This window comes from Nocardia sp. CA-145437, from assembly GCF_050956485.1.
Taxonomy (GTDB): domain Bacteria; phylum Actinomycetota; class Actinomycetes; order Mycobacteriales; family Mycobacteriaceae; genus Nocardia.
This window is the reverse complement of record NZ_CP191204.1, coordinates 4,776,731-4,801,336: the sequence shown is the minus strand read 5'-3', so window position 1 is coordinate 4,801,336 and position 24,606 is coordinate 4,776,731. Positions and strand designations below refer to the sequence as shown.

Annotated in this window: 15 protein-coding genes, 3 rRNA genes and 2 pseudogenes; 17 read left to right on the top strand and 3 right to left on the bottom strand. The window is 66.8% G+C overall.

Going from position 1 to position 24,606, the window contains the following annotated elements; all coding sequences use genetic code 11:
- Nucleotides 1-8: 8 nt before the first annotated feature.
- A complete protein-coding gene (locus ACQPYY_RS22360) occupies nucleotides 9-1,613 on the bottom strand; it encodes a 2-isopropylmalate synthase (RefSeq protein ID WP_433594703.1) in 1,605 nt (534 codons plus the stop codon).
- A 217-nt stretch (nucleotides 1,614-1,830) separates the two neighbouring features.
- Between ACQPYY_RS22360 and ACQPYY_RS22355 the strand changes: the two genes are divergently transcribed.
- From ACQPYY_RS22355 to ACQPYY_RS22320, 8 genes and pseudogenes are all read left to right on the top strand, one after another.
- Nucleotides 1,831-2,502, top strand: a complete 672-nt coding sequence (locus tag ACQPYY_RS22355; RefSeq protein ID WP_433590869.1) for a FadR/GntR family transcriptional regulator — start codon at nucleotides 1,831-1,833, stop codon at nucleotides 2,500-2,502.
- A gap of 115 nt (nucleotides 2,503-2,617) precedes the next feature.
- Nucleotides 2,618-3,040, top strand: a complete 423-nt coding sequence (locus ACQPYY_RS22350) for a DoxX family protein (protein ID WP_433590868.1) — start codon at nucleotides 2,618-2,620, stop codon at nucleotides 3,038-3,040.
- A gap of 164 nt (nucleotides 3,041-3,204) precedes the next feature.
- Nucleotides 3,205-4,488 (top strand): tyrosine--tRNA ligase, encoded by a 1,284-nt coding sequence (gene tyrS / locus ACQPYY_RS22345; protein WP_379106680.1) that lies wholly within the window; start codon nucleotides 3,205-3,207, stop codon nucleotides 4,486-4,488.
- A gap of 561 nt (nucleotides 4,489-5,049) precedes the next feature.
- A 16S ribosomal RNA gene (locus tag ACQPYY_RS22340) occupies nucleotides 5,050-6,566 on the top strand.
- A gap of 333 nt (nucleotides 6,567-6,899) precedes the next feature.
- A 23S ribosomal RNA gene (locus tag ACQPYY_RS22335) occupies nucleotides 6,900-10,007 on the top strand.
- A gap of 119 nt (nucleotides 10,008-10,126) precedes the next feature.
- Nucleotides 10,127-10,243: ribosomal RNA gene (gene rrf, locus ACQPYY_RS22330) — 5S ribosomal RNA — on the top strand.
- The 16S, 23S and 5S rRNA genes sit together here, the layout of an rRNA operon.
- Before the next feature lie 1,144 nt (nucleotides 10,244-11,387).
- Nucleotides 11,388-12,341, top strand: a pseudogene (locus tag ACQPYY_RS22325) (hypothetical protein); the annotation flags it as partial.
- Between the two features lie 254 nt (nucleotides 12,342-12,595).
- On the top strand, nucleotides 12,596-13,489 hold the full coding sequence (locus ACQPYY_RS22320; RefSeq protein ID WP_433590867.1) for an HAD-IIA family hydrolase: 894 nt from the start codon (nucleotides 12,596-12,598) through the stop codon (nucleotides 13,487-13,489).
- A 26-nt stretch (nucleotides 13,490-13,515) separates the two neighbouring features.
- Here the strand turns inward: ACQPYY_RS22320 and ACQPYY_RS22315 are convergent.
- Nucleotides 13,516-13,830, bottom strand: a pseudogene (locus tag ACQPYY_RS22315) (SAM-dependent methyltransferase); the annotation flags it as partial.
- Nucleotides 13,831-13,963: 133 nt separating this feature from the next.
- Between ACQPYY_RS22315 and ACQPYY_RS22310 the strand changes: the two are divergent.
- Genes ACQPYY_RS22310 through recN form a run of 4 tightly spaced genes read left to right on the top strand, consistent with a single transcriptional unit; the run spans nucleotide 13,964 to nucleotide 17,897 of the window.
- Nucleotides 13,964-14,284, top strand: a complete 321-nt coding sequence (locus tag ACQPYY_RS22310; protein ID WP_433590866.1) for a hypothetical protein — start codon at nucleotides 13,964-13,966, stop codon at nucleotides 14,282-14,284.
- Between the two features lies 1 nt (nucleotide 14,285).
- A complete protein-coding gene (locus tag ACQPYY_RS22305; RefSeq protein WP_433590865.1) occupies nucleotides 14,286-15,176 on the top strand; it encodes a TlyA family RNA methyltransferase in 891 nt (296 codons plus the stop codon).
- On the top strand, nucleotides 15,173-16,138 hold the full coding sequence (locus tag ACQPYY_RS22300) for an NAD kinase (RefSeq protein ID WP_379104925.1): 966 nt from the start codon (nucleotides 15,173-15,175) through the stop codon (nucleotides 16,136-16,138). Before ACQPYY_RS22305 ends, ACQPYY_RS22300 begins: the two co-directional genes overlap by 4 nt.
- Nucleotides 16,116-17,897 (top strand): DNA repair protein RecN, encoded by a 1,782-nt coding sequence (gene recN, locus ACQPYY_RS22295; protein WP_379104923.1) that lies wholly within the window; start codon nucleotides 16,116-16,118, stop codon nucleotides 17,895-17,897. The genes ACQPYY_RS22300 and recN overlap by 23 nt, the downstream gene beginning before the upstream one ends.
- Before the next feature lie 73 nt (nucleotides 17,898-17,970).
- Here the strand turns inward: recN and ACQPYY_RS22290 are convergent, their stop codons facing one another.
- Nucleotides 17,971-18,390 (bottom strand): SRPBCC family protein, encoded by a 420-nt coding sequence (locus ACQPYY_RS22290; RefSeq protein WP_357287026.1) that lies wholly within the window; start codon nucleotides 18,388-18,390, stop codon nucleotides 17,971-17,973.
- Nucleotides 18,391-18,572: 182 nt separating this feature from the next.
- On the opposite strand from ACQPYY_RS22290, the gene steA reads away from it, so the two are divergent.
- From steA to xerD, 5 genes are all read left to right on the top strand, one after another.
- Nucleotides 18,573-19,784 (top strand): putative cytokinetic ring protein SteA, encoded by a 1,212-nt coding sequence (steA, locus tag ACQPYY_RS22285; protein ID WP_433590864.1) that lies wholly within the window; start codon nucleotides 18,573-18,575, stop codon nucleotides 19,782-19,784.
- 8 nt (nucleotides 19,785-19,792) lie between these two features.
- Nucleotides 19,793-20,716 (top strand): copper transporter, encoded by a 924-nt coding sequence (locus tag ACQPYY_RS22280; protein WP_433590863.1) that lies wholly within the window; start codon nucleotides 19,793-19,795, stop codon nucleotides 20,714-20,716.
- A gap of 132 nt (nucleotides 20,717-20,848) precedes the next feature.
- Nucleotides 20,849-22,576 (top strand): CTP synthase, encoded by a 1,728-nt coding sequence (locus ACQPYY_RS22275; protein WP_433590862.1) that lies wholly within the window; start codon nucleotides 20,849-20,851, stop codon nucleotides 22,574-22,576.
- Nucleotides 22,577-22,777: 201 nt separating this feature from the next.
- On the top strand, nucleotides 22,778-23,431 hold the full coding sequence (locus tag ACQPYY_RS22270; RefSeq protein WP_379104915.1) for an NUDIX domain-containing protein: 654 nt from the start codon (nucleotides 22,778-22,780) through the stop codon (nucleotides 23,429-23,431).
- Nucleotides 23,432-23,510: 79 nt separating this feature from the next.
- Nucleotides 23,511-24,431: a site-specific tyrosine recombinase XerD gene (gene xerD / locus ACQPYY_RS22265; protein ID WP_357287039.1), complete on the top strand. Its 921-nt coding sequence runs from the start codon at nucleotides 23,511-23,513 to the stop codon at nucleotides 24,429-24,431.
- Nucleotides 24,432-24,606: the final 175 nt, after the last annotated feature.

Sequence of the window (24,606 nt, the reverse complement as noted above, 5' to 3'; positions counted from 1 at the left end):
CGCGCCGTCTAGATGAGCACCGCGCTGCGCGACCCGGCCGCGGCCACGAGGGCCGCGATCGTCGCGCGCGCCGCCGTCTCACCGGAACCGAACGCCCAGGCCGGGCCGTCGGCGGTCCGGTACTCCAGGTAGGCGGCGGCCGGCGCCGTCCCCGCCCGGTCCACGGTCTGATGGGTCATGGACAGCACCTCGACCGAATAGCCGTGGCGGCCCAGCAGTTCCACCGCCTCCTCGACCGTCGCGTCGGCGGGGACAACGGGCGTCCTCGCGACGATCGCGCCCGTGTAGGCGGCCTCGAACAGCTCCCACAGCGTCCGCGCCGACACCTCCGTCCCGGTCCGATCGGTGTGGCGCTGGACGTGGCGCGCGAAATCGATCTGCAGGCGGCGCGGCAACTCCAGCCCGTACTCCGACTCCAGCAGATACGCGATCCCGCCCTTGCCGGACTGCGAATTCACCCGGATCACCGCATCGTAGGAACGGCCCACATCCGCCGGATCGATCGGCAGATACGGTACCTCCCAGGCGATTTCACGCTCCGGCGCACCCAGTCGCGCCGCCCGCTCCCGATGTTCGGCGAAGCCCTTCCGGATCGCGTCCTGATGGGTGCCCGAATAGGCGGTGTACACCAGATCCCCGGCGTACGGATGCCGGTCGTGGACCGGCAGCCCGGTGCAGTACTCGACGGTCCGGCGCACCTCGTCGATATCGGAGAAGTCGATCATCGGATTCACGCCCTGCGCGTGCAGATTCAACGCCAGCGTCGCCAGATCCACATTGCCGGTGCGCTCGCCGTTGCCGAACACGCACCCCTCCACCCGCTGCGCCCCGGCCAGTACCGCCAACTCCGCGCACGCGATGCCGGTACCGCGATCGTTGTGCGGATGCACCGACAGGATCACCGCCTCGCGCCGCGCCAGATTCCGGTGCATGTACTCGATCTGGTCGGCGTACACGTTCGGCGTCGCGACCTCGACGGTCGCGGGCAGGTTCAATGTGACCGGCCGCTCGGGCGTGGCGTCCCACAGCGCGGTCATGCGGTCGCAGACGTCGAGCGCGAAGTCCGGCTCGGTCAGCATGAATACCTCGGGGGAGAACTGGAACCGGACATTCGACATATCCCCGGCCAGTTCCAGGACGTCGCGCCCACCGGCGGTGATCAGCTCGGCCAGTTCGTCACGGGTCTTGCCCAGCACCACGTTCCGCCAGGTCGGCGCGGTGGCGGTGTACAGGTGGATCACCACGTCATTGGGGATGCCGCGCACCGATTCGACGGTCCGCTCGATCAGATCGCGGCGCGCGGGGGTGAAGACGACGATGGTGACGTCGTCGGGAGCCAGCCGCTCGCTGCCGATCAGCCGCACGAAATCGAAGTCGGTCTGCGAGGCGCTGGGATACCCGACCTCGATCTCCTTGTAGCCCATGGCCACCAGCAGTTCGAAGAACCGGCGCTTGCGGACGGGATCCATCGGCTCGGCCAGGGCCTGATTGCCGTCGCGCAGATCCACCGGCACCCACAGCGGGGCTTCGGTGATCCGGTTGGACGGCCAGTGGCGTTCGGTCAACGGAACCGAAACACGCTGGTACACATCGCGATACCGATGCGACGGCATGGCGGAGGGCTGCTGACGATTCCAGATCGGGGGAGTGCGCACGGGGCAATCGCTTTCGCGTCGGAGGAGGTGACCGGCGCAGCACCGCGAGCCCGCTGACGGGGTGCCGGTCGATCAGACCCCGTCGCGGCAGCGAAGGAGAAGCAGGGCACCGGTCAGCATGTGGACTAGACTAGAGGGAAACAACTCCTCAGACAAGTAGAGAGGACAGCGACACGTGGCGCAGGTCCAGAGGCATCCGCTCGCCGCACAAGCCGCCGAGGTGCTGCTCACCCGGATTCGTGCGGGGGAGTGGCAGCTGGGCCACAAACTGCCCGGCGAGACCACCCTCGCCGCCCAGCTCGGCGTCGGCCGCTCCACCCTGCGCGAGGCCATCCGCGAACTCGCCGGTCGCGGCGTGCTCGAAAGCCGCCAGGGGGCGGGCGTTTTCGTCACCGCCCTGGACACCCCCGAGGACTGGGACACGGTGCTGCGCCGCAGCGACATCGTCACCGTCATCGAGGCCCGCATCGCCATCGAGGCCGAGGGCGCCGCCCTGGCCGCCCGCCGGCGCACCCCCGCCGACCTGCGCGCCATGCTGCGCGCCCTGGCCGCCCGCGCCGAAAGCGGCGACACCGTCGAAGGACTGGTCGACGCCGACACCGCCTTCCACCGCACCGTGGTGGCCGCCGCCCACAACGACATCCTGCTCGAGCTGTTCAACGCCTTCGTCCCGCGCTCGCGCCACGCCATGATCGACATGCTGCGCATCCGCCCCATGCGCACACCCGAGCGCGATCACGACGCGCACGAACACCTCTACGACGCCATCCGCGCCCGCGACCCCGAGGCGGCCGCCACCGCCAGCCGGGTGCACCTCAGCGCCCTCAAGGCAGCCTTCGACGCCTAGCCTGACCTGCGCGGAAATGAAACTTTCGGGACCGCGATGATTTTCCGCGACGGCCCCCGTCCTATCCAGCAAGCGGTTCGAAACCGAACCGACAAGCCCCGGAAGGACATTCGACATGACCACGATCGCCGCCACCCCGACCATCACCGTCGCCGCCCCGACCAAGCTCCGCAACCGCGTGCTGTGGACCCTGCAGATCGTCCTCGGGCTGTTCTTCATCATCGCCTCCGGCCTGCCGAAGTTCGTGGGCCAGGCCGACGCCGTGCGCATCTACAACGAGATCGGCTGGGGCGACTGGTTCCGCTACCTCACCGGCCTGGTCGAGGTCTCCGGTGGCCTGGGCCTGATGATCCCCCGCCTGTCCGGTCCGGCCGCCGCGGGCCTGTCCATCACCATGGTGTGCGCCGCCGCCACCCAGGCCTTCCTGCTCGGCGCGCCGAGCCTGGCCATCTTCCCGCTGGTCCTGGTCGCCGTCTTCGCCTGGATCGCCTACGAGCGCCGCGCCTCTTTCGCCACCTTCACCGACCTGGTGAAGTGACCGGACTACCGCAGGCCCCCGGCCCGTCGCTTCGGCGACGGGCCTGTGGGCGTCTCCGGTAGTTCCACCCGCCGACGCGGCGGATCGGTCCGGGCTTGTACCGATCCGCCGCGACGGCTCAACCCTCTGCAACCGCCATATTCACGTGCGGAAAGATAGAGGTCGTGAGCGGCGACATCATTGATGAACTGACCTGGCGCGGACTGATCGCGCAGTCCACCGATCTGGACGCCCTGCGCGCGGCCACGGCCAAGGGCCCGATCACCCTCTACGCCGGGTTCGACCCGACCGCGGCCAGCCTGCACGCCGGCCACCTGGTCCCGCTGCTGGCGCTCAAGCGCTTCCAGCGCGCGGGCCACCGCCCGGTGGTGCTGGCCGGCGGTGCGACCGGTCTGATCGGCGATCCCCGCGACGTCGGCGAGCGCACCATGAACTCCACCGACACCGTGGCCGAGTGGGCGGGCCGCATCCGCGCCCAGCTGGAACGTTTCGTCGATCTGGACGGCGGCGACAACGCGGCGATCATCGCCAACAACATGGACTGGACCGGACCGCTCAGCACGGTCTCGTTCCTGCGCGATATCGGCAAGCACTTCTCGGTGAACGTCATGCTGGCCCGTGACACGGTCAAGCGCCGCCTGGAGTCGGACGGCATGTCCTACACCGAGTTCAGCTACATGCTGTTGCAGGCCAACGACTTCCTGCAGCTGCGCCGCGAGTACGGCTGCACGCTGCAGGTCGGCGGCTCCGATCAGTGGGGCAACATCATCGCGGGCGTCGAGCTCAACCGCCGCGTCGACGGCGAGCACGTGCACGCGCTCACCGTCCCGCTGGTCACCTCGGCCGACGGCAAGAAGTTCGGCAAGTCCACCGGTGGCGGCAGCCTGTGGCTGGACCCGGAGATGACCAGCCCGTACGCCTGGTACCAGTACTTCGTGAACACCGCCGACGCCGACGTGGTCCGCTACCTGCGCTGGTTCACCTTCCTGTCCCGCGAGGAGCTCGACGAACTGGAGAAGGCCACCGCCGAGCGGCCCTTCGCCCGCGAAGCGCAGAAGCGCCTGGCCGCGGAGATGACCACGCTGGTGCACGGCGAGGAGAACACCCACGCGGTGCAGCTCGCCAGCCAGGCCCTTTTCGGTCGCGGCGACCTGCGCGAACTGAACGAGTCCACACTGTCGGCGGCGCTCGCCGAATCCGCGGTGGACGGCAAGCTCGCCGAGGCCACTCCCACCTCGACCATCGTCGATCTGCTGGTCGACTCCGGTCTGTGCGAGGGCCGCAGCGCGGCCCGGCGCGCGGTCAACGAGGGTGGCGCGTCGGTCAACAACGAGAAGGTCGCCGACCCCGAGTGGATCCCCGCCGAGGCCGACTACCTGCACGGACGCTGGCTGGTGCTGCGGCGCGGCAAGAAGAACTTCGCCGGCGTGCGCCGCGCGGGCGCCTGACGCGATCCGCGATAGGCGAACAAGATCGAAATGACCTGAGTCACAAGCCGGTGGCTCAGGCCCCCGATTCGCCCGATCCGCAGCTCGTTCACCTGCGCAAACGCCCCGGCGACCAGCGGATTTGACCTGGCGTTATCCGCCGCGTAACTTAGTCCAGGTCAGAGCGACACGGACACCGACCGGGACCGAAAAGCCCAGCTCAGAGGCTGGAAATCGGAAACGGAAACGAGGTTGGACGAGGAGCGCCGGACGTGAACACCTTCCAGTCAGAAAATTAGTTCTTGACATCTGTCAGGTTCGATGACTAGGCTGGAAAAGTTGCCTCGATGGGGAATCTGATCAACTTCAGGTTCGAAGTCGTGTGCGTGTGTTCTTTGAGAACTCAATAGTGTGTCGATGAATGTCAGTGCCAAATTTTGAAATTTGGTTCCGGCCTCACACCCCCCGTGTGATGGGGTCGGACATTTAAGTCGGTCAATTTTCCGGCCGACTGTTTTGCTAGGTTTTCGGACTCTGGTTCGAGATACTTCTGATTCGCTCTTCGGAGCGTGTCTAGAGTCTTCAACGGAGAGTTTGATCCTGGCTCAGGACGAACGCTAGCGGCGTGCTTAACACATGCAAGTCGAGCGGTAAGGCCCTTCGGGGTACACGAGCGGCGAACGGGTGAGTAACACGTGGGTGATCTGCCTCGCACTCTGGGATAAGCCTGGGAAACTGGGTCTAATACCGGATATGAGCCTGGACTGCATGGTCTGGGTTGGAAAGGTTTACTGGTGCGAGATGGGCCCGCGGCCTATCAGCTTGTTGGTGGGGTAACGGCCCACCAAGGCGACGACGGGTAGCCGACCTGAGAGGGTGACCGGCCACACTGGGACTGAGACACGGCCCAGACTCCTACGGGAGGCAGCAGTGGGGAATATTGCACAATGGGCGAAAGCCTGATGCAGCGACGCCGCGTGAGGGATGACGGCCTTCGGGTTGTAAACCTCTTTTGACAGGGACGAAGCGCAAGTGACGGTACCTGTAGAAGAAGCACCGGCCAACTACGTGCCAGCAGCCGCGGTAATACGTAGGGTGCGAGCGTTGTCCGGAATTACTGGGCGTAAAGAGCTTGTAGGCGGTCTGTCACGTCGATTGTGAAAACTTGCAGCTCAACTGCAAGCTTGCAGTCGATACGGGCAGACTAGAGTACTTCAGGGGAGACTGGAATTCCTGGTGTAGCGGTGAAATGCGCAGATATCAGGAGGAACACCGGTGGCGAAGGCGGGTCTCTGGGAAGTAACTGACGCTGAGAAGCGAAAGCGTGGGTAGCGAACAGGATTAGATACCCTGGTAGTCCACGCCGTAAACGGTGGGTACTAGGTGTGGGTTTCCTTCCACGGGATCCGTGCCGTAGCTAACGCATTAAGTACCCCGCCTGGGGAGTACGGCCGCAAGGCTAAAACTCAAAGGAATTGACGGGGGCCCGCACAAGCGGCGGAGCATGTGGATTAATTCGATGCAACGCGAAGAACCTTACCTGGGTTTGACATACACCGGAAAGCCATAGAGATATGGCCCCCCTTGTGGTCGGTGTACAGGTGGTGCATGGCTGTCGTCAGCTCGTGTCGTGAGATGTTGGGTTAAGTCCCGCAACGAGCGCAACCCTTATCTTATGTTGCCAGCGCGTAATGGCGGGGACTCGTGAGAGACTGCCGGGGTCAACTCGGAGGAAGGTGGGGACGACGTCAAGTCATCATGCCCCTTATGTCCAGGGCTTCACACATGCTACAATGGCCGGTACAGAGGGCTGCGATACCGTGAGGTGGAGCGAATCCCTTAAAGCCGGTCTCAGTTCGGATCGGGGTCTGCAACTCGACCCCGTGAAGTTGGAGTCGCTAGTAATCGCAGATCAGCAACGCTGCGGTGAATACGTTCCCGGGCCTTGTACACACCGCCCGTCACGTCATGAAAGTCGGTAACACCCGAAGCCAGTGGCCTAACCCTTGTGGAGGGAGCTGTCGAAGGTGGGATTGGCGATTGGGACGAAGTCGTAACAAGGTAGCCGTACCGGAAGGTGCGGCTGGATCACCTCCTTTCTAAGGAGCACTTCTCCAGATGGTGTCTCGAACAGTCGAGATCGCCTCTGGCAGAGACAGTTTCGGACTCACATGTAGTCCGGCTGGAGCTCATGGGTGGAACACTGACAACTTTCATCGCATCGCGGTTGGTCCCATGTGGCCGGCCCGCGGTGAATATACCGACACACTATTGGGTCCTGAAAGAACACGCGGAAGCGATTCTTTCTAGGAATCAAAACGACGAGGCTGAATTCTCAGTCATACCGCCGGGCTTGCTCGGGCTGGTGCTGAAACACGGATTCGGACTTGTGTGTTGTTTGAGAACTGCACAGTGGACGCGAGCATCTTTGTTAGTAAGTGTGTAAGAGCGTACGGTGGATGCCTTGGCACCAGGAGCCGATGAAGGACGTAGTAGGCTGCGATAAGCCTCGGGGAGCTGTCAAACAAGCTGAGATCCGAGGATTTCCGAATGGGGAAACCCAGCACGAGTGATGTCGTGTTACCCGCGCCTGAATATATAGGGCGTGTGGAGGGAACGTGGGGAAGTGAAACATCTCAGTACCCACAGGAAGAGAAAACAACAGTGATTCCGTGAGTAGTGGCGAGCGAAAGCGGAAGAGGCTAAACCGGTTGTGTGTGATAGACGGCAGTCGTTGCATAGCCGGGGTTGTGGGACCCATCTTCCCAATTCTGCCGAATTGGGCATGAGTAAGAAACCAAGTTGTTAGTCGAATTGGTCTGGGATGGCCAACCGTAGACGGTGAGAGTCCGGTAGACGAAAACATCTTGGCTCATGTGGTGGGCACCCGAGTAGCAGCGGGCCCGTGAAATCTGCTGTGAATCTGTCGGGACCACCCGATAAGCCTGAATACTACCTGGTGACCGATAGCGGACTAGTACCGTGAGGGAAAGGTGAAAAGTACCCCGGGAGGGGAGTGAAATAGTACCTGAAACCGTGCGCTTACAATCCGTCAGAGCTGTAATAGGTGATGGCGTGCCTTTTGAAGAATGAGCCTGCGAGTCATCGGTGTGTGGCAAGGTTAACCCGTGTGGGGGAGCCGTAGCGAAAGCGAGTCCGAATAGGGCGCCCTGAGTCGCACACTATGGACCCGAAGCGGAGTGATCTACCCATGGCCAGGGTGAAGCGACGGTAAGACGTCGTGGAGGCCCGAACCCACTTAGGTTGAAAACTGAGGGGATGAGCTGTGGGTAGGGGTGAAAGGCCAATCAAACTCCGTGATAGCTGGTTCTCCCCGAAATGCATTTAGGTGCAGCGTCGCGTGTTTCTCACCGGAGGTAGAGCTACTGGATGGCCTAGGGGGCCCACAAGCTTACCGAAGTCAGCCAAACTCCGAATGCCGGTGAGTGAGAGCGCGGCAGTGAGACTGTGGGGGATAAGCTTCATAGTCGAGAGGGAAACAGCCCAGATCGCCGGCTAAGGCCCCTAAGCGTGTACTAAGTGGAAAAGGATGTGGAGTCGCGAAGACAACCAGGAGGTTGGCTTAGAAGCAGCCACCCTTGAAAGAGTGCGTAATAGCTCACTGGTCAAGTGATTCTGCGCCGACAATGTAGCGGGGCTCAAGTACACCGCCGAAGCCGCGGCACTCAGACATACAGATCGCCTTCGGGCCAGTCGTCTGGGTGGGTAGGGGAGCGTCGTATGGCCAGGGAAGCGGCGGAGTGATCCAGCCGTGGAGGCCATGCGAGTGAGAATGCAGGCATGAGTAGCGAAAGACGAGTGAGAAACTCGTCCGCCGAATGACCAAGGGTTCCTGGGCCAGGTTAATCCGCCCAGGGTGAGTCGGGACCTAAGGCGAGGCCGACAGGCGTAGTCGATGGACAACGGGTTGATATTCCCGTACCCGTGTATCCGCGCCAAATATCGAATCAGTTGTGCTAAGTGCCCAAATGCGGTCTTATCGAGCCTTCGGGCGAGAGGGAACGCGGCTGCGCATGACCCTGGCTGTAGTAGGTAAGCGATGGGGTGACGCAGGAAGGTAGCTGGGCCAGGTGATGGAATACCTGGTGTAAGCCTGTAGGGCGTCTGGTAGGCAAATCCGCCAGACATATAGCCTGAGAGGTGATGCGTAGCCGATTGAGGCGAATTCAGTGATCCTATGCTGCCGAGAAAAGCCTCTAGTGAGTTGGTACACGGCCCGTACCCCAAACCGACACAGGTGGTCAGGTAGAGAATACTAAGGCGATCGAGATAACTGTGGTTAAGGAACTCGGCAAAATACCTCCGTAACTTCGGGAGAAGGAGGGCCCGGTCTGGTGAACACCCTTGCGGTGGGAGCTGGGTTGGGTCGCAGAGACCAGTGAGAAGCGACTGTTTACTAAAAACACAGGTCCGTGCGAAGTCGTAAGACGATGTATACGGACTGACGCCTGCCCGGTGCCGGAAGGTTAAGAGGACCGGTTAGCTCTTCGGAGCGAAGCTGAGAATTTAAGCCCCGGTAAACGGCGGTGGTAACTATAACCATCCTAAGGTAGCGAAATTCCTTGTCGGGTAAGTTCCGACCTGCACGAATGGCGTAACGACTTCTCAGCTGTCTCAACCACAGACTCGGCGAAATTGCAGTACGAGTAAAGATGCTCGTTACGCGCGGCAGGACGAAAAGACCCCGGGACCTTCACTATAGCTTGGTATTGGTGTTCGGTACGGTTTGTGTAGGATAGGTGGGAGACTGTGAAGCGGGCACGCCAGTGTTCGTGGAGTCATCGTTGAAATACCACTCTGATCGTATTGGACCTCTAACCTCGGACCCTGATCGGGTTCAGGGACAGTGCCTGGTGGGTAGTTTAACTGGGGCGGTTGCCTCCCAAAATGTAACGGAGGCGCCCAAAGGTTCCCTCAGCCTGGTTGGCAATCAGGTGTTGAGTGCAAGTGCACAAGGGAGCTTGACTGTGAGACCGACAGGTCGAGCAGGGACGAAAGTCGGGACTAGTGATCCGGCACCGGCAAGTGGAAGCGGTGTCGCTCAACGGATAAAAGGTACCCCGGGGATAACAGGCTGATCTTCCCCAAGAGTCCATATCGACGGGATGGTTTGGCACCTCGATGTCGGCTCGTCGCATCCTGGGGCTGGAGTAGGTCCCAAGGGTTGGGCTGTTCGCCCATTAAAGCGGCACGCGAGCTGGGTTTAGAACGTCGTGAGACAGTTCGGTCTCTATCCGCCGCGCGCGTTAGAAACTTGAGGAAGGCTGTCCCTAGTACGAGAGGACCGGGACGGACGAACCTCTGGTGTGCCAGTTGTTCCGCCAGGAGCACGGCTGGTTGGCCACGTTCGGAAGGGATAACCGCTGAAAGCATCTAAGCGGGAAGCCTGTTCCAAGATGAGGTTTCTCACCCCCTCGAGGGGGTAAGGCCCCCAACAGACCATTGGGTTGATAGGCCAGAACTGGAAGTGCGGTAACGCATGGAGGTGACTGGTACTAATAGGCCGAGGACTTACCAACAAAGAAGCTACGCGTCCACTGTGCAGTATCTGAAACAACACACAGATCACTGAGCAGACAGATCCGAATCCCGTTCGCGGGTGCCGGGTTTGGCTCTCTGTGTGACAGTTTCATAGAGTTACGGCGGCTATAGCGGTGGGGAAACGCCCGGTCCCATTCCGAACCCGGAAGCTAAGGCCACCTGCGCCGATGGTACTGCACTCGACAGGGTGTGGGAGAGTAGGACACCGCCGGAACATCCTTCGCGATAAGGGGACCCTCTTGGGTCCCCTTATCGGCGTTTAAGCACCCGGTGCTGCGTTGACGCTCGAGGCAGCGTGATTGAATTTGGGGTAGGTGGATCGCCCACCCGCCCTCCTCACGCGCTCTCCAGCGCCGTGGCCGGGTACCGCAGGCTACAAAGTACAGAGAGGGATCACCGTGGCGGAGCAGAACGACGGCCGCAAACCCTTCCGCCGCAATGACGGTGGATCCGGACAGGGCGGCTACGGTCGACGCGAGGACGGCGGACGCCGGGAGCAGGGCCGGCCGTCGTATGGCGGTGGTCCGCGTCGCGAGGGCGGCGGCGGCCGCGAAGGCGGCTTCAACCGCGGTGGTGGCGGCGGCTTCAACCGCGGCAAGGACAATGAGCGCGGCGGCTTCCACCGCTCCGAGGGCGACCGCGATCGCGGCGGCTATCGGGGCGAGGGCCGGACCGGCTCCGATCGTGACGGCGGGAGCCGGGGCGGTTACAGCCGCGGCGATCGCGACGCTGGATTCAACCGGGACCGCGGCGACCGCCGCGAGGGCGGTTTCCACCGCGGTGGGGAGCGCCGTGAGGGCGGCTTCGATCGCGGTGGCGAACGCCGTGAAGGCGGGTTCAGCCGTGGCGGTGGTGATCGTCGCGAAGGTGGCTTCAACTGTGGTGGCGGCAGTGCCCGTCGCGAGGGTGGCTTCGATCGCGGTGGGGAGCGCCGCGAGGGCGGGTTCAACCGCGGCGGAGATCGTCGCGAAGGCGGTTTCGATCGGGGCGGCGACCGCCGCGAGGGCGGTTTCAATCGTGGTGGCGGCAGCGATCGTCGCGAGGGCGGTTTCGATCGCGGTGGTGACCGTCGTGAGGGCGGTTTCAACCGTGGCGGGGAGCGCCGTGAGGGTGGATTCAGCCGTGGCGGTGGTGACCGTCGCGAAGGTGGCTTCAACCGTGGTGGCGGTGATCGTCGTGAGGGCGGTTTCAACCGCGGTGGCGAGCGCCGTGAGGGCGGGTTCAGCCGTGGCGGCGGTGACCGTCGTGAGGGCGGTTTCGATCGCGGTGGGGAGCGCCGCGAGGGTGGATTCAGCCGTGGCGGTGGTGACCGTCGTGAGGGCGGCTTCAACCGCGGCGAGCGCCGTGAAGGCGGATTCGACCGGGGTCGTGGGGATCGTCGCGAGGGCGGGTTCAGCCGCGGCGGTGAGAACCGTGGTGGCGGACGAGGATTCGATCGCGATCGTGGTCCGCGCGAGGAGAAGAGAAGCTTCGCGCGCGACGACGTCGACGCGACCGGTGCTGAGACCGCCCGCGAGGACAAGGATTTCGAGCAGGCCGGAAACGGTTCGGGCGAGCGGTCGTTCGATCGCGGTGCGGACCGTCGCCGGGGCGGCGAAGGCGCGCGGGCCGGTGGCGGCCGGCCGGGCGAGCGGCGGTCGGGTCGGCCCGACGAGCCGGGCCTGCCGGACGACGTGCAGCCCTCCGATCTCGAGCCGGCGGTGCGGCGCGATCTGCTGAGCCTGGACAAGAGCAACGCCGAGACGGTGGCCCGGCACCTGGTGATGGTGGCGCAGTTGCTGGACGAGGATCCGGAGCTGGCGCTCGAGCACGCGCGGGCGGCCCGGCAGCGGGCCGGCCGGATCGCCGTGGTACGCGAGACCGCCGGTGTCGCGGCCTATCACGCGGGTGAGTGGGCCGAGGCGCTGTCGGAGCTGCGGACCGCGCGGCGCATGTCGGGTGGTTCCGGCCTGCTGGCCGTCATGGCGGATTGCGAACGGGGCCTGGGCCGTCCGGAGCGCGCCATCGAGCTGGGCCGCAGTGATGAGGCCCGCGCCCTGCAGGGCGACGAAGCGACCGAGCTGCGCATCGTGGTGGCGGGCGCGCGTATGGACCTGGGTCAGTTCGACCAGGCCGTGGTGACGCTGCAGACCGCGGAGCTGGATCCGGCGCGCTCGGGTTCGGCCGCCGCGCGGCTGTTCTACGCCTACGCCGAGGCGCTGCTGGCCGCCGGTCGCGAGGACGAGTCGCTGACCTGGTTCATGAACGCGGCGTCCGCGGACCACGACGGCGAGACCGACGCCGAGGAACGCGCCGCCGAACTCTCCGGCGAGGGTGACGCCGACGGCGCGGACTGGACCGCGGCCTTCGACGAGGATGACGAAGACACCGAAGACGAAGACGCCGAGGACGAATCGGATTCGGCTGCGGCGGAGCGGGATTCCGAAGACGATGGACCGGAGAAGTCGGCGAAGCCCGCCGAGGGCTCCGAGAACTAGGACCGGCAAGTGAACTCGACCGTGCGGCAGCGCCACAGCGCAGCCGCACGGTCGTTTCTGTTTCTGTGCACAGTGAGAGGGACGGCGTAATGCGATTGCGGGACCGGTTCGAGGCCTTGCTACTGGATCTGGACGGGACGCTGTTCCGCGGCCACGAGCGGATTCCCGGTGCGCCGGAAGCGCTCTCGGCGGGTGCGCCCGCGCAGCGGCTGATGTATGTCACCAACAATGCGAGCCGTTCGGCGGACGCGGTGGCGCTGCATCTGCGCGACCTGGGTTTCGACGCGCACGAGGACGAGGTGGTGACCAGCGCGCAGGCGGCCGCGCGGCTGCTGGCGCAGCGGATCCCGCCGGGGTCCACCGTGCTCGTGGTCGGCACCGACGACCTGATGTCGGAGGTGGAGAACGTGGGCCTGCAGGCGATCCGTCGCTTCGACGGCGCACTGCCGAGCGCGGTGGTGCAGGGCCATTCGCCGCAGACCGGCTGGCCGGATCTGGCCGAGGCCGCCTACGCGCTGCGACAGGGCGCACTGTGGGTGGCCGCCAATACCGACGCGACGCTGCCCACCGAACGCGGTCTCGCGCCGGGCAACGGGTCCATGGTGGCGGCGTTGCGGCACGCGTCGGGACTGGAGCCGATCGTGGCCGGCAAACCGTACGCGCCGTTGATGGAGGACGCGCTGGAACGCGCGGGCACCCGTGACGCGCTGGTGGTCGGCGACCGCCTCGACACCGATATCGATGGCGCGCACACCACCGGGCTGGAGTCGTTCATGGTTCTCACGGGCGTGAGCACGCTGGAGGATCTGCGCACCCAGCCCGCCGATCGCATGCCGACCTATATCGCCGAATCCCTGGATGCCCTGAACCAGCCGGTGGCCGACCTCGACCCGGTGGTGCCGGGGGAGGGCGATATCGCCGAGGCGATCGCCGACCGTCTGGCCAAGGCGTCCGGCCGCGCGATCACCATTCGCTCCATCTAGCACGCCGCGAGGTATCAAGCCTCACACGGCAGGGGCGGTTGGTCCGGTCGGCGACCACCGCCGCGTGGATGCAGCAGCCCGGGTCGCCCGGGCCAGGTCCGGCGGCCTCGATCCGGTGGCGACCATGGTCGGCGGGAAGGCGGCGGCCTCGGCGAGCACCCAGCCGCCGCCGGTCCGGATATCCAGGGCGGCCCGCGCGGGCGCCAGTCGCGTTGCCTGTTGCCGCCGGTATCCCAGGAAGGCCGCTGTTCGGTGGCGCGCCCGTCGAGCCAGGAGAAATCTCACCCGCCCACCGGGGCCGCGTCGGCCTCGGCGATCAGTTCCTCGAAGTCGCTGTCCATTTGCCTTGTCCTGTCAGCCGCACCCGAGGGTGGTCGGCGCGGCCGCCCCGGTCGGCGGTCGGATCGGGATGCGGCGGGGTACGTGTGTTCGAATGCGGGTTCGGGTAGCGTTATCGCCACGATGACTATGCCCATGCCTCGACCGCAGATTCCCGTGCCGGGACAACATCCCGGCACGCCCGGAGCGCACCCCGGTATGCCGGGTCCCCGCCCGGGCGCGCCGCTGCCGGGACAGCATCTGGCGGGCGCGAATCAGGAGTTCGCCGACCCGGATCGGGTCCGGACCGAGGTGGACGCGCTGCTGGCCGAATTGTCGGCGGGCGCGCCGAATCCGGGCTTCCCGGGCGCGCCGAGCGTGCACTCGGAGGGCACCGACATCGTGCGGCGGGCCAAGATTCTGGAGCAGGCGCACGAGGTGCTGGTGCAGGCGCTGGCCACGGTGGACAAGATCTGAGGTGGCCAGGCGCGCGCGGGTGGACGCGGAACTGGTTCGCCGCGGATTGGCGCGGTCGCGGGAACACGCGGTCGAGCTGATCAACGCGGGCCGCGTCCTGATCAATGGGTCGGTCGCCACCAAACCGGCGACCGGAGTCGAAACGAGCACCCCCCTGCTGGTGCGAGAGCAGCCCGACGAGGTGCAGTGGGCCTCGCGGGGTGCGCACAAATTGCTGGGCGCGCTCGAGGCGTTCGAGCCGCAGGGCGTGTCGGTGGACGGCAAGCGCTGTCTGGACGCGGGCGCGTCCACGGGTGGTTTCACCGATGTGCTGCTGTCGAAGGGCGCGAAAGAGGTGGTGGCCGCCGATGTCGGCTACGGCCAGCTGATCTGGCGGCTGCAGAACGACGACCGCGTCCTGGTGCACGATCGCACCAATGTGCGGGCGCTGACGCCCGAACTCATCGGCGGCACCGTCGATCTGGTGGTCGCGGACCTGTCGTTCATCTCCCTGGGGCTGGTGCTGCCCGCGTTGGCCGCCTGCTGCGCGCCGGGCGCGGATCTGCTGCCGATGGTGAAGCCCCAGTTCGAGGTGGGCAAGGAGCGGGTGGGTTCCGGTGGCGTGGTGCGGGATCCGGCGTTGCGCGCCGAGGTGGTGCGCGAAGTCGCCGCCGCGGCAGCGGCCCTCGGGCTGCGCACGCGCGGCGTGACGGCCAGCCCGCTGCCCGGTCCGTCCGGGAACGTCGAGTATTTCCTGTGGCTGCGCAAGGAGTCCGCGCCGGTCGGGCCGGATCCGGCCGAACCGGTGGCGACCGGCGACGCCGCGGGCGTCGGTGCGGCCGCCTACGATGCTGACGAGGCGGCGCGTGTGGCGGCGCTGATCGAGCGTGCGGTGCAGGAGGGTCCACAGTGAACGCGGCGAGCCCGGCCAGGGAAGTGCTGCTGGTCGCACATCCGGGACGCCCGGAGATCACCGATACCGCGCATCGGGTCGCGAAGATCCTGTGCGGGGCCGGGATCGGGCTGCGGGTGCTCGAGGACGAGGCCTACAGCACCCGCTTCGACCTCGACGACGACGGCACCTCCAACGGCTACCCGATGCGGGTGATGACGCACGATCTGGTCGCCGCGGTCGGCACCGAGATGGTGCTCGCGCTCGGCGGTGACGGCACGTTCCTGCGCGCGGCCGAACTCGCGCGCGCCGCGTCGGTGCCCGTGCTCGGAATCAACCTGGGCCGCATCGGCTTTCTCACCGAAGCCGAGGCCGAACACCTCGACGAGGCGCTCTCGCAGGTGGTGCGGCGCGACTACACCGTCGAGGAACGGATGACCATCGACGTCTCCGTGCGCGTCGACGACACGATCGTGGAACGCGGCTGGGCGCTGAACGAGGCCAGCATCGAGAACGCGGCCCGCATGGGCGTGCTCGAAGTCGTGCTCGAGGTCGACGGCCGCCCGGTGTCGGCGTTCGGTTGCGACGGTGTGCTCATCGCCACGCCGACCGGGTCCACCGCCTACGCCTTCTCGGCGGGCGGTCCGGTGGTGTGGCCGGAACTCGAAGCGCTGCTGGTGATTCCGTCCAATGCCCACGCCCTGTTCGCGCGACCCCTGGTGACCAGCCCGGATTCGCTGATCGCGGTGGAAACGGTGGCGACCGGACACGACGCGATTGTTTTTCTCGACGGCCGACGCACCCTCGCATTGCCGCGGGGCGGCCGGGTCGAGACGGTCCGCGGGACCGAACCGGTGCGGTGGGTTCGGCTCGATTCCGCGCCGTTCGCCGATCGGATGGTGCGCAAATTCCAGTTGCCCGTGACAGGCTGGAGAGGCCGACAGCGGACGGAGAGCACGAGTGCTGACAGAGATCAGGATTGACGGGCTGGGCGTAATTTCCACCGCCACCGCACAATTCCACGAAGGTCTGACCGTTTTGACGGGTGAGACCGGTGCGGGCAAGACGATGGTGGTGACGAGCCTGCATTTGCTCAGCGGCGCCCGCGCCGACGCGGGCCGGGTGCGCCTGGGCGCGTCGCGAGCCGTGGTGGAGGGGCGTTTCACCGTCGACGAGGTGCACGACGGCGCAGTCGGCGAGGTGGAGGAGGTGCTGGAATCCACCGGGGCCGAACGCGATGACGACGGCAGCATCATCGCCGTCCGCACCGTCGGCAGCGACGGCCGTTCCCGCGCTCACCTGGGCGGCCGGTCCGTCCCCGCCTCGGTGCTCTCGGATTTCACCGGTCCGCTGCTGACCGTGCACGGCCAGAACGACCAGCTGCGGCTGCAGCGCCCGGACCAGCAGTTGCACGCGCTGGACCAGTTCGCCTCCGATGCGGTGGCCCCGCTGCTGGCCAAGTATCAGAAGGCGCGAAAGGCCTGGCTGGACAAGCGCAATCAGCTGCTGGAGCGCACCGCGCGCAGCCGGGAGCTCGCGCTGGAAGCCGATCATCTGACCCAGTCGCTGGCCGAGATCGACGCCATCGCACCCGAACCCGGCGAGGACGAGCATCTCGTCGGCGAGGTGCGGCGGCTCTCGGATCTGGACTCGCTGCGCGAGGCCGGGTCCATCGCCCACGACGCGCTGGCCGGTCCGGCGGATTCGCCGGGCGAGGCGGCGGGCGCGCTGGATCTGCTCGGCACCGCCCGCGCGCGCATCGAATCCTCCGACGACCCGAAGCTGACGGCGCTGGCTCCCCGTCTGGGCGAGGCGATTTCGGTGGTGGTGGACCTGACCACCGAGCTCAGCTCCTATCTCTCGGATCTGCCGTCGGATCCGGGCGCGCTGGAGTCCATGCTGACCCGGCAGGCCGAGCTCAAGACGCTGACCCGCAAGTACGCGCCCGATATCGACGGCGTCATCAAGTGGGCCGACGAGGCGCGCACGCGGCTGTCCTCGCTGGACGTGTCCGAGGAAGCCCTGGCCGCGCTGGCCGCCGATGTCGAGACCGCCGCCGAGAAGGTGCGCGAGACCGCCCGCAAGCTGACCGCCGCGCGCGGCAAGGCCGCCGGCAAGCTGGCCAGTGCGGTGAGCACCGAACTGGGCGGCCTCGCCATGGGCCGCGCGCGGCTCGAGGTCGGCGTCGGTCCGATCCTGGCGGGCGTGCAGGATTCGGCGCCGCTGGTCATCGACGGCCAGGAACTGCACGCCGGATCGACCGGTGTCGACGAGGTGGAGTTCCGGCTGGCCGCGCACTCCGGTGCGCATCCGCTGCCGTTGAGCCGCAGCGCTTCCGGCGGTGAGCTCTCGCGCATCATGCTGGCGCTGGAAGTGGTGCTGGCCAGTTCCGAGCACGGCACCACCATGGTGTTCGACGAGGTCGACGCCGGTGTGGGTGGTCGCGCGGCGGTCGAGATCGGTCGTCGCCTGGCGCGTCTGGCGCGCACCCATCAGGTCATCGTCGTGACCCACCTGCCGCAGGTGGCGGCCTTCGCCGACACCCACCTGGTGGTCGACAAACTCGATGACGGCCAGGCCGTGAAGTCGGGGGTGAAGGCGCTGACCCAGGACGAACGGGTCGTGGAGCTGGCTCGCATGCTGGCGGGCATGGGCGACACCGAGACCGGTCGCGCGCACGCGTGGGAGCTGCTCACCACCGCGCACTCCGAGAAGGTCGGCGCGGCCGCCTCCGGCGAATAACGCCTCCCCGAACAGAAAACCGGCCGAGACCCGAGCGGGTCCGGCCGGTTTTCGTGCGTTCGTCGCGCCGGTCCTACTTCACGGCCTTGCGCACGCCGCCGATGAGGGCGTTGGTGAGGGCGCGCAGACCGGGCTCGAGGATCTGGGCCGGCAGCGGGAGGCTCGGCTCGGATTCCATGGTGTAGACGACCCGGGTGCCGCCGGGAGCGTCGGAGAAGGCGATGGTGCCGACGTGCCGCTTGACCGGGGCGCCCGCGATGACGCGGTAGACCATGCGCTCACCGGGGACGAGCTCGGTGGTCTCCTCGGTCGGGCCGATGCCGGCGATGCCGAGCTGGTACTGGGCGCCGACGCCGGACGGGCTGCCGATGCCCGGCTTCTTCAGCGAGATCTTGATGGGCAGAAAGGGATTGAGGCTGTCGCGCTCGGAGAAGAGTTTGTACACGACGTCGCGGGGGGCGGGAATGACGGTGTCGACCGTGGTGCTGGCCATGACGGCATTGTCTCCTTTCGTGCCGGTGCTCGGAGCATATCCTTACCGGCCGGTAAGAAGATAGCCGCGAACCGGACAACCTGTGACCGCCGGGACTCGAGCAACATTTCGGCGATCAGATGGTGATGCTGACCGGCGCGCCTCCACCATGGGTTGAGAGTTTGGGGTGATCATCGGTCGCTATGAAGATGATGGGCCTGCTGTCGCGCAATACCGAAACGCTGCCGGGTCTGACCGGGATGGCCCGGGTGGACCGCAATACCAGGCGTTTGCTGCAGCGCGTGGGTCCGGGGGATGTGGTCGTCCTCGACGAGTGCGACCTCGACCGGCTCACCGCCGACCGCCTGGTCGAGGCCCAGGTCGCGGTGGTGGTCAATGCCTCACCCTCGATCTCCGGGAGATACCCGAACCTGGGACCGGAAGTGCTGGTGGCCAACGGCATTCAGTTGCTGGACGCGGTCAGTTCGGACGTGTTCAAGAAGATCAAGGACGGCACCAAGGTGCGCGTCGAGGGCGGTGTGGTCTACGCCGACAAGCTCGCCAAGAAGGAGCCCGAGGCCCTCGTGGAGGGCATCGAACTCACCGAGGCGTCCATCGCCGAGCGCATGATCGAGGCCCGCAACGGGCTCGCCGACCACCTGGAAGCGTTCTCCGGCAACACCATAGAGTTCATTCGCACCGAGTCCTCCTTGCTCATCGACGGCATCGGCGTGCCCGATGTCGAGGTCGAGATGAAGAAGCGGCATGTCGTGGTGGTGGCCGACGGTCCCGAGCACATCGAGGACCTCAAGCGCATCAAGCCGTTCATCAAGGAGTACGCCCCGATCCTGATCGGCGTGGGCCGCGGCGCGGACACCCTGACCCGCCACGGGTATCGCCCCGACCTGATCGTCGGCGATCCGGAGGAGATCACCGCCACCACGCTCAAGTCCGGCGCGGAGGTGATCCTGCCCGCCGACACCGACGGCCACGCCAAGGGGCTCGAGCGCATCCAGGATCTGGGCATCGGCGCGACCACGTTCCCGTCCTCGGGGGCGCCCTCGGATCTGGCGCTGCTGCTGGCCGACCACCACGGCGCGTCGCTGATCGTGACCGTCGGCGCGGCGGCCTCGCTGGACGACTTCTTCGACCGCGGCCGCCGCGACTCCAATCCGGCGACCTTCCTGACCCGTCTCAAGATGGGCACCAAGCTCATGGACGCCAAGGCCGTGGCCTCGCTGTACCGGCACCGGGGTTCCGGCTGGGCGATCGCGCTGGTGGTGCTGGCCGCGCTGGTGGCCCTGGTGGTCGCGGTGCTGGCCACGCACATGGGCGCGGAAGCGGTGACCTGGATTTCCGACACCTGGGATCGCGGATGGCACTGGGTGGAGCGGCTATTGGACCGGCAGAGGTAGAGGACCGAATGATTTCTTTTCGCCACCACGCGATTTCGATCGCCGCGGTATTCCTGGCCCTGGCGGTGGGCGTGGTGCTGGGCACCCGGGCGCAAGGCAACGGGTTGTTCTCCGGCACGGGCGAGCGGCAGCAGGTCGGCGACCTGCGAGCCGAGAACGGACGGCTGACCGAACAGGTGAAGGCGGCCGACGCCTTCCTGTCCGGCGCGTCCGGCAAGCTGCTGACCGGGGCTCTGGCCAATCGGTCGGTTCTGATCTTCACCACGCCCGACGCGGACAGCGGCGATGTCGACGCGGTCAGCGCGGCACTCACCACAGCCGGGGCCGCGGTCACCGGGCGGGTCGGCCTCTCCGGCGCGTTCACCGACTCCTCCGAGGGCGATCGGCTGCGGACCGCGCTGGTGAACATGGTGCCCGCGGGCGCGCAGCTCAAAGTCGACGCCGTCGACCAGGGCAGCCTCGCGGGCGATCTGCTCGGGCAGGTGCTGCTGGTCGATCCGGGCAGCGGGCAGCCACGCGGCACCCAGCAGGAGCGGGGCCTCGCCCTGGAGACGCTGCGCGGCGGCGGCTTCCTGACCCCCGCCGGGGACGTGCAGCCCGCCCAGCTGGCCGTGGTGGTCACCGGGGACGGCGCGCGGGCCGAGGAGAACAACCGGGGCACCATCATCGCCCGATTCGCGGGCGGGCTGCGGTCCCACGGCGCCGGTGTGGTGCTGGCGGGTCGCTACGGGGCCGCCGAGGGGCCGGGCGCGATCGCGGTGGCCCGTTCCGAGCTGGGGCTGGCGGCCGTCACCACCGTCGACAACGCCGATCGCGAGATCGGGCGGATCACCACCGTGCTCGGGCTCACCGAGCAGCTGAACGGCGGTACCGGTCGTTACGGCACGGGTGCGAAGGCGACCTCGCTCACAGTCGCCGCCATGCCGCATTGACCGCGGTGAACACAAAGCCAACGCCGAGCACCGGAAAGGTTGCCCGCGACACGCGGAACCGAGTCGGTCGCGGGCAGCCGAACACGCGTGGCATGCGATCAGCCTCCGCAATCCGTGTTACCGTGAAGACCCGTGGGTAATTCACGGATTCCGGCGCGCGCGGCCACGAAACACATCTTCGTCAGCGGCGGTGTCGCCTCTTCACTCGGTAAGGGTTTGACCGCCTCCAGCCTCGGTCAGCTGCTGACGTCGCGCGGTCTGCGCGTCACGATGCAGAAGCTGGATCCGTACCTGAACGTCGATCCCGGCACCATGAACCCCTTCCAGCACGGTGAGGTGTTCGTGACCGAGGACGGCGCGGAGACGGACCTCGACGTCGGCCACTACGAACGGTTCCTGGACCGCGATCTGTCCGGGGACGCCAATGTCACCACCGGCCAGGTGTACTCGAAGGTGATCGCCAAGGAGCGTCGCGGCGAGTACCTCGGCGACACCGTGCAGGTGATCCCGCACATCACCGACGAGATCAAGAGCCGCATCCTCGCGATGACCGGTCCCGATCTGCACGGGCAGGCGCCCGACGTGGTGATCACCGAAATCGGTGGCACCGTCGGCGATATCGAGTCACAGCCGTTCCTCGAGGCGGCGCGTCAGATCCGCCACGAGGTGGGGCGCGACAACTGCTTCTTCCTGCACGTCACGCTGGTGCCCTACCTGGGCCCGTCGGGCGAGCTCAAGACCAAGCCGACCCAGCACTCGGTGGCGGCGCTGCGCAATATCGGTATCCAGCCCGACGCGCTGATCCTGCGCTGCGACCGCGATGTGCCGCAGCCGCTGAAGAACAAGATCGCGCTCATGTGCGACGTGGATGTGGACGCCTGCATCTCGACGCCGGACGCGCCGTCGATCTACGACATTCCGAAGGTGCTGCACCGGGAGGGCTTGGACGCGTACGTGGTCCGCAAGCTCGGGCTGCCCTTCCGCGACGTGGACTGGACGGTCTGGGGCGATCTACTGGACCGCGTGCACAACCCGCGCGAAGAGGTCACCGTCGCGCTGGTCGGCAAGTACGTGGACCTGCCCGACGCCTACCTGTCGGTCACCGAGGCGCTGCGCGCGGGCGGTTTCGCCGCACGGGCCAAGGTCAACATCCGCTGGGTGCAGTCCGACGAGTGCGAGACCGAAGCCGGTGCGCGCTCGCACCTGGCCGACGTCGACGGCATCCTGATCCCCGGCGGCTTCGGCATCCGCGGCATCGAGGGCAAGGTGGGCGCCATTCGTTTCGCCCGCGAGCACAAAATTCCGCTGCTGGGCCTGTGCCTGGGTCTGCAATGCGTGGTCATCGAGGCGGCGCGCTCGGTGGGCATGAAGGACGCCAACTCGGCGGAGTTCGAGCCCGACACCAAGTTCCCGGTCATCTCGACCATGGCCGATCAGGAGCAGATCGTGGCCGGCGAGGCCGACCTGGGCGGCACCATGCGGCTCGGCGCGTATCCGGCTGTGCTGCAGAAGGATTCGCTGGTCGCGCAGGCCTACGGTGAGACCGAGGTCTCCGAGCGGCACCGCCACCGCTACGAGGTCAACAACACCTACCGCGACAAGATCGCCAAGAGCGGCCTGAAGTTCAGCGGCACCTCCCCGAACGGCCACCTGGTCGAGTTCGTGGAATACCCGCAGAACCAGCACCCGTTCCTGGTCGCCACCCAGGCGCACCCGGAGCTCAAGTCCCGCCCGACCCGCCCGCACCCGCTGTTCGCGGCGCTCATCTCGGCGGCGCTGCAGTACAAGGCCGCCGAACGCCTCCCGGTCGAGATCCCGGCCGAGGCCACCGCGCCGGAAGGCGAGAAGGTCTCCAAGTAGCCCGCCACCGAGGGTGAAACCCGAAACCGCCCGAGCGCCCTGAGCGCCGGGCGGTTTCGCGTTTCGAGCCCTGGCTCCACCGGGGGTGCCGCCCGCGCCTCGCGTTCGGCGTGCCGGCGTGCCCGTGGTGTGCGCCACGGTCCCGCCGCCGGAGGGTCCGGTGTGTCCTGGCGGCACGGTGATTCGCGCTACGGTTCTCGGATGACGTCCTCCGGTCCGGTTCCCGGTTCACACGAATTCGATGTTCTGTCCAGTCGCACCGTGTACTCGGGGGCGATTGTCGCGCTACGGCTGGACCAGGTGGTCATGCCCGGCGGGAAGGTGGCCGAGCGGGAGGTGATCGAGCACCATGCGGCGGTCGCGGTGGCGGCGCTCGACGAGGACGAGAATCTGGTGCTGATCAATCAGTATCGGCATCCGATCGGGCGGCGGTTGCTGGAATTGCCCGCCGGGTTGCTGGACAAGCAGGGGGAGGATCCGCTGGAGGCGGCCAAGCGGGAGCTGGCCGAGGAGACGGGGCTGGCGGCGCGGGAGTGGGCGGTGCTGGTGGATGTGGCGCTGTCGCCGGGGTTCACCGATGAGGCGCTGCGGGTGTATCTCGCCACCGGGCTGTACGAAACCGACCGGCCCGACCCGGAAATGGAGGAGGCCGACCTCCAATTGCTGCGGATGCCCTTGGCGGAGGCGGTGCAGGCCGCGCTGGCGGGGGAGATCACCAATGCCACCGCGGTCGCCGGAGTCACCGCGCTGATGACGGCCCGGGCCACCGGGGCCGTGCTGCGCCCCGCGGACGCGCCGTGGCCCGGCCTGCCGACCGCCTTCCTGGACCGCAAGGCGCGGGGGCACGCGGAGTAGATCCCGATTGGGAAACTTGTTCTGTTTGCCAGGGTTTGGCCGGGGGAGTTCGTCGGTGGCTGCTGCAATGATGTGACCCGTGCTGAAGCGGCAGATCGACGCGTACCTCGACCATCTGGCGGTCGAGCGCGGCGCCGCGCGCAATACGCTCAGCGCCTACCGCCGCGATCTGGGGCGATACCGGCACTTCCTGTCCGAGCGCGGGGTGGAAACGCTTGCGCGCGTGGCCGAATCGGACATTGCCGACTACATGGTGTCGCTGCGGTCCGGCGACGCCGAGCATCCCGCGCTGGCGGCGTCCTCGGCGTCGCGGGCGCTGGTCGCGGTGCGCGGGCTGCACCGGTTCGCGACGGCGGAGGGGATCACCGACGCGGATGTGGCCCATCCGGTGAAACCGCCGACGCCCGCCCGCAGGCTGCCGAAAGCCCTTCCTTACGACCAGATCTCGCGGCTGCTCGACGCGGCCGGCGGCGACATCGCCGACGGCCCGCGCGGGCTGCGGGACCGGGCCTTGCTGGAATTGCTGTACTCCACGGGCGCGCGCATCTCCGAAATCGTCGGCCTGGACGTGGACGACATCGACACCGCCGAGCGCGCGGTCGTACTGCGCGGCAAGGGCGGCAAGCAGCGCATGGTCCCGATCGGCCGGCCCGCCCTGGCCGCCCTGGACAACTACCTGGTCCGCGGCCGCCCCGATCTCTCCGCGCGGGGCCGCGGCAACAGTGCCCTGTTCCTCAACCATCGCGGCGGCCGGCTGTCCCGCCAGACCGCTTGGCAGGTCCTGCAATCCGCGGCCGAACGCGCGGGCATCGCGGCGCAGGTGTCGCCGCACACCCTGCGCCACTCGTTCGCGACCCACCTGCTCGACGGCGGCGCGGATGTCCGGGTCGTGCAGGAACTGCTGGGCCACGCCTCGGTGACCACCACGCAGATCTACACCCTGGTCACGGTCGGCACGCTGCACGAGGTCTGGGCGACCGCGCACCCGCGCGCCCGGTGAGAGTGCCGTGGCGTCCCGAATGGCGCGGGTCTCGAAAAGCATTGTCGCCCCGAGGCTCTCCCACCCGGTCTGCGGTCCGCGGGCGTGGCACGCACGGGATGTCACTGGTGGAACGCCCACGGGCACCTGTGAGAGCGCGTTGTCCGCAACCGGACTCCACCGACCGGGCTCGCGG

Excerpts from the sequence above, each read along its gene's own strand:
- ACQPYY_RS22290 (WP_357287026.1), bottom strand. The coding sequence starts at position 18,390 with ATGGCCAGCACCACGGTCGACACCGTCATTCCCGCCCCCCGCGACGTC.
- steA (WP_433590864.1), top strand. The coding sequence starts at position 18,573 with ATGAAGATGATGGGCCTGCTGTCGCGCAATACCGAAACGCTGCCGGGT.
- ACQPYY_RS22310 (WP_433590866.1), top strand. The coding sequence starts at position 13,964 with ATGCCTCGACCGCAGATTCCCGTGCCGGGACAACATCCCGGCACGCCC.
- ACQPYY_RS22320 (WP_433590867.1), top strand. The coding sequence starts at position 12,596 with ATGCGATTGCGGGACCGGTTCGAGGCCTTGCTACTGGATCTGGACGGG.
- ACQPYY_RS22280 (WP_433590863.1), top strand. The coding sequence starts at position 19,793 with ATGATTTCTTTTCGCCACCACGCGATTTCGATCGCCGCGGTATTCCTG.
- ACQPYY_RS22350 (WP_433590868.1), top strand. The coding sequence starts at position 2,618 with ATGACCACGATCGCCGCCACCCCGACCATCACCGTCGCCGCCCCGACC.
- ACQPYY_RS22270 (WP_379104915.1), top strand. The coding sequence starts at position 22,778 with ATGACGTCCTCCGGTCCGGTTCCCGGTTCACACGAATTCGATGTTCTG.
- ACQPYY_RS22360 (WP_433594703.1), bottom strand. The coding sequence starts at position 1,613 with ATGCCGTCGCATCGGTATCGCGATGTGTACCAGCGTGTTTCGGTTCCG.